The organism is Kordiimonas lacus (assembly GCF_001550055.1).
GTDB lineage: Bacteria > Pseudomonadota > Alphaproteobacteria > Sphingomonadales > Kordiimonadaceae > Kordiimonas > Kordiimonas lacus.
This window is the reverse complement of sequence record NZ_LRUA01000006.1, coordinates 29,433-44,143: the sequence shown is the minus strand read 5'-3', so window position 1 is coordinate 44,143 and position 14,711 is coordinate 29,433. Positions and strand designations below refer to the sequence as shown.

General features: G+C 57.1%; 12 protein-coding genes. 7 read left to right on the top strand and 5 right to left on the bottom strand.

Features of this window, described 5'->3' with window-relative positions; translation table 11 throughout:
- Positions 1-71: 71 nt before the first annotated feature.
- Genes KORLAC_RS08315 through pcaF form a run of 3 tightly spaced genes read right to left on the bottom strand, consistent with a single transcriptional unit; the run spans position 72 to position 4,205 of the window.
- Positions 72-860 (bottom strand): SDR family NAD(P)-dependent oxidoreductase, encoded by a 789-nt coding sequence (locus KORLAC_RS08315; protein WP_068305375.1) that lies wholly within the window; start codon positions 858-860, stop codon positions 72-74.
- A gap of 11 nt (positions 861-871) precedes the next feature.
- On the bottom strand, positions 872-2,971 hold the full coding sequence (locus KORLAC_RS08310) for a 3-hydroxyacyl-CoA dehydrogenase NAD-binding domain-containing protein (protein WP_068305372.1): 2,100 nt from the start codon (positions 2,969-2,971) through the stop codon (positions 872-874).
- Positions 2,972-2,999: 28 nt separating this feature from the next.
- Complete coding sequence (gene pcaF / locus KORLAC_RS08305; RefSeq protein WP_068305370.1) at positions 3,000-4,205, bottom strand: 3-oxoadipyl-CoA thiolase; 1,206 nt, start codon at positions 4,203-4,205, stop codon at positions 3,000-3,002.
- A 174-nt stretch (positions 4,206-4,379) separates the two neighbouring features.
- On the opposite strand from pcaF, the gene KORLAC_RS08300 reads away from it, so the two are divergent.
- The 4 genes from KORLAC_RS08300 to KORLAC_RS08285 all read left to right on the top strand — a co-directional run bounded on the left by KORLAC_RS08300 (position 4,380) and on the right by KORLAC_RS08285 (position 8,863).
- The gene (locus KORLAC_RS08300; protein ID WP_068305368.1) at positions 4,380-5,531 is read left to right on the top strand and encodes an acyl-CoA dehydrogenase family protein; all 1,152 of its coding nucleotides are present in this window, start codon (positions 4,380-4,382) and stop codon (positions 5,529-5,531) included.
- An 81-nt stretch (positions 5,532-5,612) separates the two neighbouring features.
- The gene (locus tag KORLAC_RS08295) at positions 5,613-7,952 is read left to right on the top strand and encodes a heavy metal translocating P-type ATPase (RefSeq protein ID WP_082714583.1); all 2,340 of its coding nucleotides are present in this window, start codon (positions 5,613-5,615) and stop codon (positions 7,950-7,952) included.
- Between the two features lie 126 nt (positions 7,953-8,078).
- A complete protein-coding gene (locus KORLAC_RS08290) occupies positions 8,079-8,318 on the top strand; it encodes a Usg family protein (RefSeq protein ID WP_068307080.1) in 240 nt (79 codons plus the stop codon).
- A gap of 86 nt (positions 8,319-8,404) precedes the next feature.
- Positions 8,405-8,863: a cupin domain-containing protein gene (locus tag KORLAC_RS08285; RefSeq protein ID WP_068305366.1), complete on the top strand. Its 459-nt coding sequence runs from the start codon at positions 8,405-8,407 to the stop codon at positions 8,861-8,863.
- 8 nt (positions 8,864-8,871) lie between these two features.
- Here KORLAC_RS08285 and KORLAC_RS08280 read toward each other — a convergent pair whose 3' ends face one another.
- Positions 8,872-9,354 carry an Lrp/AsnC family transcriptional regulator gene (locus KORLAC_RS08280; RefSeq protein ID WP_068305362.1) on the bottom strand — a complete coding sequence of 161 codons (483 nt, stop codon included), beginning with the start codon at positions 9,352-9,354 and terminating at the stop codon, positions 8,872-8,874.
- A 153-nt stretch (positions 9,355-9,507) separates the two neighbouring features.
- On the opposite strand from KORLAC_RS08280, the gene KORLAC_RS08275 reads away from it, so the two are divergent.
- On the top strand, positions 9,508-10,899 hold the full coding sequence (locus KORLAC_RS08275) for an aminotransferase (protein WP_082714582.1): 1,392 nt from the start codon (positions 9,508-9,510) through the stop codon (positions 10,897-10,899).
- Positions 10,900-10,969: 70 nt separating this feature from the next.
- Here the strand turns inward: KORLAC_RS08275 and KORLAC_RS08270 are convergent, their stop codons facing one another.
- Entirely contained in the window at positions 10,970-11,401 is a 432-nt protein-coding gene (locus KORLAC_RS08270; RefSeq protein ID WP_074519297.1) for a TerB family tellurite resistance protein, read from the bottom strand.
- A 318-nt stretch (positions 11,402-11,719) separates the two neighbouring features.
- Between KORLAC_RS08270 and KORLAC_RS08265 the strand changes: the two genes are divergently transcribed.
- Entirely contained in the window at positions 11,720-12,388 is a 669-nt protein-coding gene (locus KORLAC_RS08265; RefSeq protein ID WP_068305357.1) for an NUDIX hydrolase, read from the top strand.
- Between the two features lie 44 nt (positions 12,389-12,432).
- The gene (locus tag KORLAC_RS08260; RefSeq protein WP_068305355.1) at positions 12,433-14,586 is read left to right on the top strand and encodes a toll/interleukin-1 receptor domain-containing protein; all 2,154 of its coding nucleotides are present in this window, start codon (positions 12,433-12,435) and stop codon (positions 14,584-14,586) included.
- Positions 14,587-14,711: the final 125 nt, after the last annotated feature.

Genomic DNA, 14,711 nt, shown 5'->3' with positions numbered 1-14,711 from the left:
CCCGTTTTCTTTTGCCCATAAAAAAAGCCCGGCGCTAGGCCGGGCTTTTGCATTCCAGAATGGTGCCTGCGTTATGGCACAAGCTTTACCGAATGGGCTCCATCAACCGGTAGCGCCACACCTGTTGTGAAGCTTGAAGCGGGGCTAGCCAGCATCAGCATCGGAGGCACCAGTTCCGCAAGCTCGCCCGCACGCCGGGCCGGCGTGGCCTTCAGCATCTGCAGGCCGCGCTCCGTATTCAGGCCTTCCTCGTTGATCTCGGTTACGAAGAAGCCTGGGCACAAGGCGTTCACACGAATGCCGTACCGCTGCCACTCAAGCGCCATCGCGCGGGTCATCTGCACCACGCCTGCCTTACTGGTCGCATAGCTCAGATGCTGGTTGGAGACCCCAAGCCCCAGGATGGACGCGGTGTTGATAATGCTGCCCTTCAGGCCAGCGCTGATCATATGCTTGGCAGCAGTTTTGCCCACGCGCCACATGCCCTTGAGGTTGGTGTCCAGCATGTGATCCCACTGCTCTTCGGTTTCCTCAAGCGCTGGCACCATGTGCCCAACACCTGCGTTCGCGCACACAACTGTGGGCGTGCCAAGCTGTTCGGCCGCGTCGGTGAAAGCAGCTTCGACACTCGCCGCGTCTTTTACATCCATCGACAAGGCAAGCGTCTTGCGGCCGGTTTCCTTGGCGATCTCCTTGGCCAATTCTTCGATGCGGTCAACCCGGCGGGCGCACAGCACCACGTCAGCACCGGCCCGAGCCAGCGCCTGGGCAAACTCAGCACCAATGCCGGAAGACGCGCCAGCCACCAGGGCCACCTGGCCTTCAAGGCTGAAAAGACCGTTCAGATAATCGTTGCTCATCATACTCTCCCTTAACCCGCGTTTTCGCGGTCATAATCGGCGAAGCTTTTACCGGCTTCGGCAAGTTCTTTCAGAAGCGGTGCAGGCTGCCACCAGCGCGGGCCGAATTTCTCCTGGAATTCCATAATTTTGGCGTAGACATTCTTCAGGCCGATCGTATCGGCATAATGCATTGGTCCGCCACGGTAGCGCGGGAAGCCATAGCCGTTCACATAGACCACATCGATGTCGCTGGCCCGGTAAGCCTTGCCTTCGCCCAGGATTTTCGCACCTTCATTGATCAGCGCCATCATGCAACGCTCCACAATATCCTCCGCTGGGATCGGCTTGCGCTCGATACCCAGTTTAGCGCTTTCTTCTTCGATAACCTTCATGACCTCAGGATCAGGCTGTGGGGTGCGGTCGCCTTCGGCATACCTGTAGATGCCCTTGCCAACCTTCAGGCCCTTGCGGCCCTGCTCAACCAGCCGGTCGACCCAGTCATAGGCCTTGGTCTCGTAATTCTCGCGCCCCATGCCTTGGCGGTTCAGGTATCCAATATCAACGCCCGCCATGTCGGACATGGTCATCGGCCCCATGGGCATGCCGAAATTATAGAGCGCAGCATCCACTTCTTCAGGCTTCGCGCCTTCGATTACCGCCAGCGACGCCTCGCGGCCATAAGGCGACAGCATGCGGTTGCCAATGAAACCGTGGCACACGCCCGCCACCACGCCCACCTTGCGGATAGCCTTCGCCAAATCCACACAGGTGGCCAGCACATCGTCAGCCGTTATCTCAGCCCGAACGATCTCCAGCAGCCGCATCACATTGGCTGGCGAGAAGAAGTGCAGGCCCAGCACATCAGCCGGACGGCTGGTGGATGCAGCGATTTCGTCGATATCGAGATAGGAGGTGTTACTGGCCAGGATCGCGCCAGGCTTGGCCACACGGTCCAGTTCGCCGAACACCTTCTTCTTGATTTCCATTGTCTCGAAAACGGCCTCAATGATCAGGTCGCAATCCGACAGATCATCATAGCTGAGCGTACCGGTAAACTGGCCCATCAGGCCTTCAACCTGCTCTGCAGTCAGCTTGCCCTTGGCGGCCGAACGCTCGTAATTCTTGCGCACAACGCCCAGGCCACGGTCCAGTGCCTCCTGCTGCACCTCAAGGATCGTCACAGGGATGCCCACATTGGCGAAATTCATGGCAATACCACCACCCATGGTACCGGCACCGATGATGCCTACACGCTTGATGTCGCGGCGCGGGGTTTCCTTGGTGATGCCCGGAATGCGGCTGACCTGGCGATCTGCGAAGAACATATGCTGCAGCGCCTTGGCCTGCGGGTTCTTTGCGCATTCCTGGAACAGTTCACGCTCGCGCTTCAGCCCTTCCGCCAGCGGCAGGGACACGGCTGCTTCCACACACTGGATGCAGCGTTCTGGTGCGAAGTAGCCGCGGGTTTGCTTGGCGACAGACTTGCGGACGCCAGCAAAAAACTCAGGCCCGAAGGCGTCCCCGTCGATTTCAATCTCGCCGGTGCGGCGTGGCGGTTTTCCAACGGCTTTTTCTGCGGTGGCGATCGCGGCCTCAACCAAGTCACCGTCTGTTATCTCATCAATCACGCCCCACTTCAGTGCCTCGCGCGCCTTCACATGGCGACCGCTGAGGATCGCATCAATGGCGTTTGCGGGGCCCGCGATGCGCGGCAGGCGCTGGGTGCCGCCCGCGCCCGGCAGGATGCCCAGGTGCACTTCTGGCAGACCGATCTTGGCACTTTCCACGGCCACGCGGTAATGGCAACTCAGCGCCACTTCAAGGCCGCCACCCAGTGCGGTGCCATGGATAGCAGCAACAACGGGCTTTTCCATGGCTTCAATCTGGTTCACCACATCAGGCAGGTGGGGCTCCTTGGGTGGCGCGCCAAATTCGCGAATGTCTGCGCCAGCAATGAAGGTGCGACCTGCACAGGCAATGACGATGGCATCAACGCCGTCATCCCCGGCAAGTGCCGTCATCTGGTTTGCCAGCCCCTCGCGCACACTGTGCGACAGGGCATTCACCGGCGGATTGTCCACCGTCAGCACCGCCACGCGGCCATGCATTGCTTTGGAAACTGTCGTCATTGCTTTTCCCCTTCAAATCCTCAAATTCTTATGTGCGTTCCAGCACCATCGCGATGCCCTGCCCCACGCCGATACACATGGTGGCAAGGCCGTAACGCGCCTTTTGCTCCGCCATTTCATGCGCGAGCGTCAGCGCAAGTCGGGCGCCAGACATTCCCAGCGGGTGGCCCAGCGCAATCGCACCCCCATTCGGGTTCACGTGTGCAGCATCGTCAGCAAGGCCAAGCCCGCGCAGGCATGCCAGCGATTGGGCGGCGAACGCTTCGTTAAGCTCAATTATGTCGATATCACTGAGTGCCAAGCCCAAACGCGACAATAATTTCTGTGTGGCAGGCACGGGGCCATAGCCCATGGTGCGCGGCGGCACCCCCGCACTACACATGCCGACCACCCGTACCATGGGTGTCAGGCCATAGGTTTTCACCGCCTCTTCACCGGCAATCAGCAGAGCAGCCGCGCCGTCATTGGTGCCGGATGCATTGCCTGCCGTCACAGTGCCCCCTTCCCGGAACGGCGCGCGCAGGCCCGCCAGCGCTTCCATGGTGGTATTGCTGCGCGGGTGCTCGTCGTGCGGCACAACCAGCGGATCACCCTTGCGCTGTGGGATAGAAACCGGGGCAATCTCGCGCTCGAACCGGCCACTTTCCTGCGCGGCCTTGGCGCGCATTTGCGAGCGGTAGGCGAAGGCGTCCTGGTCCTCGCGGCTGATCCCCATGTCTTCAGCCAGGTTTTCTGCGGTTTCAGGCATGCTGTCGGTGCCGTATGCGGCCTTCAGGGCCTTGTTGACAAACCGCCAGCCAATGGTGGTGTCGTAAATCTCTGCGTTGCGGTCAAACGCGCTGGTGGCCTTGGCCATCACGAAAGGCGCGCGGGACATGCTTTCCACGCCGCCCGCGATCGCCAGATCAGCCTCACCGGCCATCACGGCCCTGGCAGCAAGCCCCGTGGCCTCCAGCCCTGAGCCACACAGCCTGTTCACGGTGGCAGCGGGCACATCCTGCGGCAGCCCGGCCAACAGCGCAGCCATGCGGCCGACATTGCGGTTGTCTTCCCCCGCCTGGTTGGCGCAGCCGAAATAAAGATCATCCACGCGGGACCAGTCAACGCCCTCATTCCGCGCCATCAGTGCCTTGATGGGATGAGCCGCCAGGTCGTCTGCCCGCACGGACGACAGCCCACCGCCATAACGCCCGATGGGGGTCCTGATACCGTCACAAATATAAGCCGTTTTCATCTGTAGCCCTCCGCCCAAAAACTGATCGAAAAATTATTTAAGACCTAAAGTAAATCCTGCAATTCAAATTACCAGCGTCAATTGCGGTTCATTTTGTCCGCGCTTCATTGCCTTTTTAATCGGCCGTATTAATTATAGATCGAAGACTGCATTCGACGAGGGGAAGGACCAAAAATGGCACTCGACCAGGAAACACTCGACCAACTGCTGGAAACTCTGCGCCGGTTCGTACACGAGCGTCTGATCCCCCTTGAGCGCCAGGTGGCTGACACTGACCGCATCCCGGACGATATTGTAGCCGAAATCAAAGAGCTTGGCTTGTTCGCGCTCACGATCCCTGAAGAATATGGCGGGCTGGCGCTGAATATGTGCGAGGAAATAGAGGTCGCCATGGTGATCGGCGAGGCCGCGCCTGCCTTCCGGTCCCTGTTCGGCACGAATGTGGGTATCGGCAGTCAGGCCATCGTACTGGACGGCACACCTGAGCAGAAAGAGAAATACCTGCCAAGGCTCGCGAGTGGCGATCTTGTGGGTTCCTTCTGCCTGACGGAACCCGAAGCCGGGTCGGATGCCGGAAGTCTGCGCACCAGCGCCGTTCGGGACGGCGACCATTTCGTCCTCAACGGCACCAAACGTTTCATCACCAACGCGCCCTACGCTGGCCTGTTCACTGTAATGGCGCGCACGGACGCAAATAGCAAAGACGCCCGCGGTGTCTCGGCCTTTCTGGTTGAAAAGGGCACGCCCGGCCTGACCGTTGGTGCACCCGAGAAGAAAATGGGCCAGCAAGGCGCGCCGGTTGCCGACGTTATTTTCGATAATTGCCGCGTGCCCGCAGAGAATATCATCGGCGGGGTGGAGAACATGGGTTTCAAGACCGCCATGAAGGTCCTGGACAAGGGCCGCCTGCATATCTCTGCCGTGTGTGCGGGGCTCGCATCGCGGATGCTCGCGGACGCTGTGCGCTACACCAAGGAACGCACCCAATTCGGCAGCGCCATCGCAGACTTCCAGCTGATTCAGGCCATGATTGCCGACAGCGAAACTGAAATTTACGCCGCCAAATCCATGATCCGCGACGCGGCCGCTACTCGCGACCGGGGCGAAAACACCAAGCGCAAGGCCTCCTGCGCCAAACTTTTCGCGTCCGAGATGGTGGGCCGCGTGGCAGACCGCGCCGTGCAAATGTATGGCGGCGCGGGGTATATCGCCGACTATGGCATCGAACAGCTTTACCGCGACGCACGCCTGTTCCGGATTTACGAGGGCACAAGCCAAATCCAGCAGCTGATTATCGCCAAGGATGTGATCGCCAACACCGACTAGGCAGGCAAAATTTTATGGCTTGACCTTGGACCCTGCTCAAACCCTACCATAGGGCGCGAAAGCAAGTTCAAGGACACAACCATGACCAGTTGCCACGCGCACGATAGCCACGAGACACATGAAAACCATACGGCGCATGACCCCGTCTGCGGCATGACCGTCGACCCGGGCACGACAGCACACAAGAGCAGCCATGAGGGCGAGGACTATTTCTTCTGCAGCGGCCACTGCAAGAAGAAGTTCGACGCAGACCCCGAAGCATACATGGAAGGCGCGCCCGAGCCTGAGCCAATGCCTGAAGGCACGCTCTATACCTGCCCTATGCACCCGGAAATCGTTCAGGAAGGTCCCGGCAGCTGCCCCAAATGCGGCATGGCGCTGGAGCCTATGGGTGTCCCGACCGGCGATACGGGCCCTGACCCGGAATATATTGATTTCCGTCGGCGCTTCTGGATCGGCACAGTTTTCACGGTGCCGCTATTCATATTGGCCATGGCCCCCTTCTTTGGCCTTGGCGCCATTCGTGAAGCAATCGGTGAGCGCACGGCTGCCTGGATCGAATTCTTCCTTGGCACCCCTGTGGTGCTGTGGAGCGGCTGGCCGTTCTTTGAACGCGGCGTGCAGTCGGTCATCAACAAGAGCCTGAACATGTTCACTCTGATCGCCACCGGCACAGGGGCGGCCTATGCTTTCAGCACCGTGGCGGTGTTTGCCCCCGGTATTTTCCCTGCCGGTTTCCGGGGCGAGGACGGTCAGGTGCATGTCTATTTCGAGGCCGGTGCTGTGATTGTGGTCCTGGTGCTGCTTGGGCAACTGATGGAACTGGGCGCCCGCAACCGAACAGGTGCCGCAATTCGGGCTCTCCTCGACATGGCAGCCAAGACCGCGCGTGTCATCCGCGACGACGGCTCGGAAGAAGAAATCCCGCTTGAAGATGTAGCCGTGGGCGACCGGTTGCGTGTCCGCCCCGGCGAAAAGGTACCGGTGGACGGCAGTGTGCTCGAAGGACGTTCATCTGTGGACGAATCCATGATCTCCGGTGAGCCCGTACCCATTGAAAAATCCGAAGGCGACGTCCTCACTGGTGCCACCATCAACGGAAACGGCAGCCTGATCATGAAAGCCGAACGGGTCGGCAAGGATACCATGCTGTCTCAGATCGTTGAGATGGTGGCGAACGCCCAAAGAAGCCGGGCCCCAATCCAGAAGTTGGCTGATGCGGTGGCAGGCAAGTTCGTGCCTGCGGTGATTGCCGTTGCCATCGCCGCTTTCATCGGTTGGGCCATCTGGGGGCCCTCACCCGCCTTTTCTTATGCGCTGATTGCGGCCGTTGCGGTGCTGATCATCGCCTGTCCTTGTGCGCTGGGCCTTGCCACGCCCATGTCCATCATGACCGCGACCGGACGCGGCGCAATGGCGGGGGTGCTGATCAAGAATGCGGAAGCGCTGGAACGGTTTGCCAAAGTAGACATGCTGATTGTCGACAAGACAGGCACCCTCACTGTCGGGAAACCAGAGCTGACAGCTGTTTTACCCGCTGACGGCTTTGACGAGGACAGCGTGTTGATGCTGGCGGCAAGCCTTGAACGCGGGTCAGAGCATCCGCTGGCGGACGCCATTGTGAATACCGCAAAGGCCCGGAACGCAACAATGGAAGACGCGGTAGACTTCGAAGCCATTACCGGCAAGGGCGTGCGCGGCAAAGTGGCCGGCAAGGATGTGGCACTCGGGAACGCCAAGCTGATGGACGATATGGGCGTGAACGCGGGGGCGCTGTCTGCCGACGCAGACAGTCGTCGTGACAACGGCGAAACCGTGATGTTCATTGTGGTTGACGGCAAGGCCGCCGGGCTTGTCTGCGTGGCAGACCCCGTCAAGGAAACAACGGCAGAGGCGCTAAAGGCACTTCATAAGGTTGGGCTGAAGGTAATCATGGCCACCGGCGACAACGCCCGCACGGCAAAGGCCGTGGCCGCACGCCTGGGTATCGACGACATCCGTGCCGATGTGCTGCCAGAAAATAAGGCGGCCCTGGTGAAAGAGCTTCAGGAAAAAGGCCACCGCGTAGCCATGGCCGGGGACGGCGTCAATGACGCACCGGCGCTTGCACAGGCAGATGTGGGCATTGCCATGGGTACAGGCGCCGATGTGGCGATCGAAAGCGCAGGCTTCACCCTGGTGAAAGGCGACCTCCTTGGCATTGTAAAGGCGCGCAAACTGGCGGTGGCCACAATGCGAAACATCAAACAGAATCTGTTCTTTGCGCTTGTCTATAACGCGGCGGGGGTGCCGATCGCAGCCGGCGTGCTGTATCCGTTCCTGGGCATCCTGATCTCACCCATGTTTGCAGCAGCGGCCATGAGCCTAAGTTCTGTCTCGGTGATCACCAATGCGCTTCGGCTAAGGAAGGTCTCTCTATAGCATCGACCGGTAAATATTTCGTAAGCAATTGAAAGAATTGCATTAATAGTCCGTCAACTTTCGTTTCTCATACTGGGTACAGGTGCCCAACTTAGGAGACGTAACGTGAACGACTTCGAAAAACAGATGAAGGACTACCGCCTGACCACGGCGCACATCTATTATTACCGGCCAGACTTTGAGCGGCTGCTGCAGGAATATGTCTGGCAGGAGCTGGACATCGCACCCCGCTTCCCGGTGCTTAGGAAATTCCTCGATTTCTGGGAAAAGAACCTGGACGGCAAACTGCACAGCGTGCGCGTGGCGTCGCTGGAGCTCATAAAGCCAGCGGAACTGAGAATGGCGGACACCATGATCATCCACTGACGTCGGGACAAAGTTGCAATTTTGTGATCACATTTTACGACGTTGATGATATATATTTCCCCATCAGACATTGAGGGAGGAAATAAATGTCTCGTTTTGTGATCGCATTTCTGGCAGGAGCCTGCCTTAGCGCGCCAACATTTGCTGGCGATGATATGACCAAGCATCCACAAAAGATGTCAAAGGCGGAAATCGCAGGCGAGATTTTCAAGGACAAGCGCCTCGTCGTCATGACGCATGAAGGCGAAGAGGGCCCCTACCAAACCGAAGACGTTGAAACATTTCTCTCGACCGACAAGAAGTTTGATAGCGGCATGTACCGGTCTGGCCCCGTTCGCATGACGCTGGAGCCCTACGGCGTGGACGAATTCATGTATTTTCTGGAAGGTGGTGTGACGCTGACATCCGACGATGGAACCGTCACCGAAATAAAGGCCGGAGACGCTGTCACCATCGGTAAGGAATGGCGCGGAACCTGGGATACCAAAGGGTACACCAAGATCTATGTGATCTATTCCCCTACCCCGATGGTGGGTGAAGAATAGCCGCTACATTAGGGTGCGTCGGCCACCAGTTGGCGCACCGGGTAGCCCGCGAAGCTTTTGCATTCTTCAAGCACTGGCAGCGTGTTGAGCTTCACCACGCCAATCTCGGCACTCAAAATCTCATCCGACAGGCTCCTGAGCTGTGCCATATCGCGGATCACGACGCGCAGCAGATAATCGAACGTGGCCCCCAACATATAGGCGGACACGATCTCTTCCTTTGACGCGATGTAGGCATCAAATTTCTTGAAGTCGTCAGGAAAGTGGCTTTCAAGCGTGACTTCCATGAAGGCGGAAAGCACGGGCCCGATTTTATCCAGCGCCACATCAGCCCGGTAACTGGTGACATAGCCTTCTTCTTCAAGACGGCGGGTGCGGGTGAGGCACGCGCTTGGGGACAGGGCAACCTTATCGGCAAGTTCCTGATTGGTGATGCGGCCGTTTTCCTGCAGGCAGGCCAAAATATTCAGGTTGATCCGATCAAGCTTCATGCTGCGTTTTCTCCCGTATCGGGTGGGCCTTTGCATCTTCCGCAGTTCATGCGGCCCCTGCCCCGATTTCCGCAATTTATGGGGCCGCAACCCCGAAGTTCCCTATTTCATTCTGGCGCGCCTATGGTTCCATGGAGCCAAGAAATTCAATATATGGTGAGCAAAATGCACGACATTGCCAGGCAAAGCCAGCAAAAGATTCATAAGCAGAAGATTCTTCACCCCGCAACCTCAATCTGCGCCCTGGAGGCCGATGGTCCCCGCAAAATTGCAGATGCACAAGGTATTCATGTAACCGACGCCGACGGCCATAAAGCGATTGACGGTATCGCCGGACTTTGGTGTGCCAACGTTGGCCACGGTCGCGCGGAAATTGCCGACGCCATGCGGGATGCGGCCCTGAAGCTGGATTATTTCCATACATTCGGGGGCCACACCAACGATATGCAGGAAGCCCTGGCAGATGAACTGATCGCGATGGCACCGGAAGGCCTGAGCCATGTGTTCTTCGGCTGCTCTGGATCTGACGCTAACGACACGCTGGTGAAAATCGCATGGCAATATAACGCCATGCGGGGCAAACCAGAAAAACGCAAGATCATCTCCCGCTGGCAAGCCTATCACGGCACGTCGATCTCCACCGCCAGCCTGACGGGGCTGAAAAGCTTCCACAAGGCGTTTGGCCTGCCGCTTGACTTCGTCAAGCATACGGACTTCCCGCACTTCTACAGCCAAGCTGAGGACGGTGAAGACGAAACCGCCTTCTCTGCCCGCCTGCTGTCCCGCCTGGAGCAACTGATAGAAGAAGAAGGCGCGGATACCATCGCCTCCTTCATTGGCGAACCCATCATGGGCGCCGGCGGCGTGGTGACACCACCTGAAGGCTACTGGCAAGGCATACAGGACATCTGCCGCCGCAACGATATCTTGATCATCGCCGACGAGGTGGTGTGCGGGTACGGACGCACTGGGCACAATTTCGGCTCGGGCCTTTACGGCATCAAGCCCGACATGATGGCCACGGCCAAAGGCCTGACAGCCGGCATTTTCCCCATGTCAGCCGCCTTTATCAGCCATGAAATCCACGATGTCATGCGCACCGCTTCACGCAAACTAGGCGGCTTTTCCCACGGCTATACCTATAGCGGGCATCCTGTGGGAGCTGCCGTCGCGCTCAAGGTGCTTGAAATCATGAAGCGCGAACAGCTGGTCGAGAATGCAGCTACCACAGGCGCCTATTTCCATCAGCAACTGCGGGAGGCCTTTAAAGGCCACGCCCATGTAGGCGAAATACGGGGCGCAGGGCTTGTAGCCGCAATCCAACTGATGGCGGACGCGGACAGCAAAACATTCCTGGACCCCACCCGGAAGCTGGCCGCCAAAGTTTCGGAGGAATGCTACCGACGCGGTCTGGTGACCCGTCCTTTGCCGACCATGAGTTCACTGGCTCTGTCACCCCCTCTGACGCTTGCTCGCGGTGATGTTGACGACATTGTTGAGATCACCAAAGCTGGCATAGATGCCGTCATGGCGGCAGGCTCCTGAGCGCTGGACACAAAAAAGGCGGGCACCTGCCCGCCTTTCTCCTGGCACCGAAGCGCCAAATTCTTTTGACCTACTCGAGACCTGCAACGTCTGCGTGGCTGAGCCCCAGCGCCTTGACAACGCCGTTGAAAAACTCAACTTCAAACGGGCTAACCTTACCGTCAGCCTTCAGAACCTCAGCGAGCGCCGTTACAATCGAACAACGCTCAGCCGCGTCAACCTTGCCAGCGAGCTTGGAAAGCACTTTTTCAAGCGACCCTTCCTTATAAAGCGCCGAGTTGGCAGCAACGCGGATATCTTTCTCGCTCACTTCTTCCCCAACAGCATCCTTCAGGATGCGCTGGACAGTGGAAACTTCAAGACCGGCGACGTTGCTGTCAGCAGCGGTAGCGCGCGACAGGGTCATGAACAGAGCTTCCCGAATTGCCTCTTTTTTATCGGCTTCGCTCAACTCTTTCCCGCGAAACAGCCCCGTAATGGTTTCAAGCTGCATTAGCGACATACTACCCCTCCGTTTAAACCCTTAAGAAATTACGTTATTGCGATACCAACCCAAATCGGCAGGCGGGTCAAGTACCATCATGGAATTTTGGCAAATGCCCAACATCGCTGTCGGGCTGCCCTGAGACCTTTAGTGGAAACTCCGGCGCGTGAAAACAAAATACATAACGCTATGGGAAAATATATGCCCGTGTGACAAAATATATATCCCTAGGGTGAAAATCTGATACTAGTGACATCGTGGTTTTTTTGTTAACCAAGAATCAGAGTTTTTGAGTAAGCCCATAAAAATTAATGTGTTTTAGGAACACGAACAAGAATGACTTACACCTATGAATATCCCCATCCGGCGGTGACGACTGACATTGTCATCTTCACTGTACGGGACGCCAAACTGAACCTCCTGTTGATCAAACGGGGAATGGATCCGTTCAAGGGATCGTGGGCCCTGCCCGGCGGTTTTGTCCGTATGGATGAAAGTCTGGACGAATGTGCCAAACGGGAACTTGAGGAAGAAGCCGGCTTGTCCGATGTTTATCTTGAACAGCTTTGCACGTTCGGCAAGCCTGATCGCGATCCAAGGGAGCGCGTTATCAGCGTCGCATACTATACCCTGACGCCGTCGGAAGGCATGGAACTTGCCGCTGGCACAGATGCCGAAGAAGCGCAGTGGTTCCCCATTGATGAACTGCCGTCCCTGGCGTTTGACCACCAGGAAATCATCCAGGTGGCACAGGGCCGACTGTCTGCCAAAATGGAATATTCCACCATTGGCCTGCAGTTCATGCCGGACGAATTCACCCTGTCGCAGCTGCAGACGGTTTATGAACAAGCGATTGGCCGCGAACTTGATAAACGGAATTTCAGAAAATGGATTCTGTCTCTCAACCTGATTGAGGAAACAGGTAAGAAATTTTCTCGCGGCGCGCATAGGCCCGCGATGCTTTACCGGATTATTGATCCCAAGAGCGTAAAGATTATCCGTTGATTTTGACTGGGGGGTCGAGGCGGCAACGCTTTTGAAGCGGAAATTTGACTGAACATACGACTTACACAGCCTTTGTGTCCTACAGCCACAAGGATGACAAATGGGCGCGCTGGCTCCTAAAAGCCCTTGAAGCCTATCGTGTGCCACGTCATCTGGTTGGAACAGAAGGCGGCAACGGCACGGTTCCGGCAAAACTGACACGCATCTTCCGGGACCGCGAAGAATTGGCAGCAGGGGCACATCTGGACGCCAAGATCCAGGAGGCCCTAGAACAAAGCCAGACACTTCTTGTGGTATGCTCTCCAAACGCTGTTCATTCCTATGGTGTCAACCAGGAAATTGAACTCTTCCGCCAGATGCGCGGTGACGAGCATATCTTCTATATCATCAAGGACGGTGAACCACATGCTGAGGCACGAGGGTTTGATCCTGATCTCGAGTGCTTTCCCAAAGCCCTTCTTGACCACAGCTTGGAGACAACAACAGCCTATGGTGTCCCGCTAGCCGCCGATGCGCGTGCAAAGGGCGATGGCAAGAAAATGGCGCTGCTCAAGGTCATCGCTGGCATCTTGGGAGTCAATCTGGATACCTTGGTACGGCGCGACCTCCAACGCCGGCAGCGAAGGCTTTGGGGATTTATGGTGGCGGCTACAGCTGGCATGATGCTAACGACAGCCCTGGCAACCCAAGCTTACCTGGCGTCAAAGACCGCAGAGGAAGCGCTGGAGCATGCCCAGAGACAGCAAGATGAAGCTGAAAGCCTGATTTCCTACATTGCTGATGACCTGGGCAGACAGCTATGGCGTCGAGGCCATGTGGACATACTGGAAGCCATGTCTTCGCGTATTCTGGATCACTATGACGGCCAGAACAGCCCCGATATGGGCCCGAAAGAAATCGCGCGCAAGGTGCGGGGGCTTGCCATGCTGGCCCGGTCCCAACTTTTTAAAGGCGATACGTCGGTCCTGGGGGACCGAATCGCCGAACTTCGCACCGTAACCCTTGAAGTAATGCAAAAGCATCCTGTCGATACTACTGTGCTGCAAACCCACCTCAATACATTGAAACTGCTCAGTGACATTCGCCTGACGGACGGACGGTATGAAGAAGCCCGAAGCCTGATCGAAGAGCGGATCTCGACAGCAGAACGCCTTTACAGCCTTGAGCCGGAAAGGCATCCCGATGACAGAATGGAAATTGGCAATGCCTTGATTGATCTTGCTTGGGTCTACGCACACCCGTTTCAGCGTACAGACGAAGCTTACGAGATGATCAAGAAAGGCCTGGCCATCAGAATTGCCGTTGGCCTGCTGCCAAGAAATGTCGATAGCTACCATCGGCTCCAAAATGTTGCTGGCGGATACCATCACCTGTCGTCGATCCAGGAGATAACAGAGCCGCTGGCCGTGTCGATCGCATCCCGACAAAAATGCCTGGACACCTATCTGGAACGGCAGCAGCTTTCGCCGAACCAGCTGATTTACCAGATGCTGCGCTTTCGCTTTCACAATGAAATGGCCGAGTTGTTTTTGCATGCCGGGCGCATACCCGAGGCAAAGGATTTTTTGAATAAAGGCCAGACCAACCTCAAGAAACTGTTGGAAAACGACCCGGAAAATTATCGATACCTGGTCATGGTGGGGCGGGCAGACCTTATCCGCGGCCAAATCCTGATGGTGGAAGGGGAATGGCAAAAGGCCCAGGCCGCTTTATCAAAAGCCTTGGACCTATTAGATGCACAACATAAAAATTCGGTGGAAACGCTCGACGCAACAAACTGGCTTATGACCGCTGAAACGCTGCATGCGCTGGCGCAGGCCAATCAGGGAAACCTGGCGGACGCCGAGACCTCATTGGTACAGGTTGAGGGTGACATCCACTCACTGCCGCAACGTTTTTTCCAATCAATTTTTGGCAGGAAGATGCTGTCCATCCATATGAATGCACAGGCTGAAATCGCCGCAATGCAGGGCAACACCGAGTTGGCCCGTTCGCTCCGGTTGCAACTGGTCGACAAACTGGGAGAGAGATGGCGACAGAGCCATCCAGTGGTGCGTTTTGAGCTGATGAAAGCCTATATGGATCTTGGCCAAGCTGAAGCGGCGTCCGAGATTGCTGCGAACCTCAAGGGCATTGGGTTCAAGCGGGCTGATTTCGAGCGTGCCTTAACGGTCCTCGCGCAAATGGAAACTCGTTGACACTCTGACGCGGCTACTGTTTCCTCTGCCTGATTCCGTCCTTCCTTTCGGAAGCAATACCATTAAGCTTGAATGAAAAAGCCCGCCAGAAGACGGGCTTTTGTCTGATTTCGGTGAAAGCGCTG

Bases quoted from the DNA above. Each gene is read 5' to 3' on its own strand.
- KORLAC_RS08300 (WP_068305368.1), top strand. From the start codon at position 4,380: ATGGCACTCGACCAGGAAACACTCGACCAACTGCTGGAAACTCTGCGC.
- KORLAC_RS08290 (WP_068307080.1), top strand. From the start codon at position 8,079: ATGAAGGACTACCGCCTGACCACGGCGCACATCTATTATTACCGGCCA.
- KORLAC_RS08285 (WP_068305366.1), top strand. From the start codon at position 8,405: ATGTCTCGTTTTGTGATCGCATTTCTGGCAGGAGCCTGCCTTAGCGCG.
- KORLAC_RS08265 (WP_068305357.1), top strand. From the start codon at position 11,720: ATGACTTACACCTATGAATATCCCCATCCGGCGGTGACGACTGACATT.
- KORLAC_RS08270 (WP_074519297.1), bottom strand. From the start codon at position 11,401: ATGTCGCTAATGCAGCTTGAAACCATTACGGGGCTGTTTCGCGGGAAA.
- KORLAC_RS08280 (WP_068305362.1), bottom strand. From the start codon at position 9,354: ATGAAGCTTGATCGGATCAACCTGAATATTTTGGCCTGCCTGCAGGAA.
- pcaF (WP_068305370.1), bottom strand. From the start codon at position 4,205: ATGAAAACGGCTTATATTTGTGACGGTATCAGGACCCCCATCGGGCGT.
- KORLAC_RS08315 (WP_068305375.1), bottom strand. From the start codon at position 860: ATGAGCAACGATTATCTGAACGGTCTTTTCAGCCTTGAAGGCCAGGTG.
- KORLAC_RS08275 (WP_082714582.1), top strand. From the start codon at position 9,508: ATGGTGAGCAAAATGCACGACATTGCCAGGCAAAGCCAGCAAAAGATT.
- KORLAC_RS08310 (WP_068305372.1), bottom strand. From the start codon at position 2,971: ATGACGACAGTTTCCAAAGCAATGCATGGCCGCGTGGCGGTGCTGACG.
- KORLAC_RS08295 (WP_082714583.1), top strand. From the start codon at position 5,613: ATGACCAGTTGCCACGCGCACGATAGCCACGAGACACATGAAAACCAT.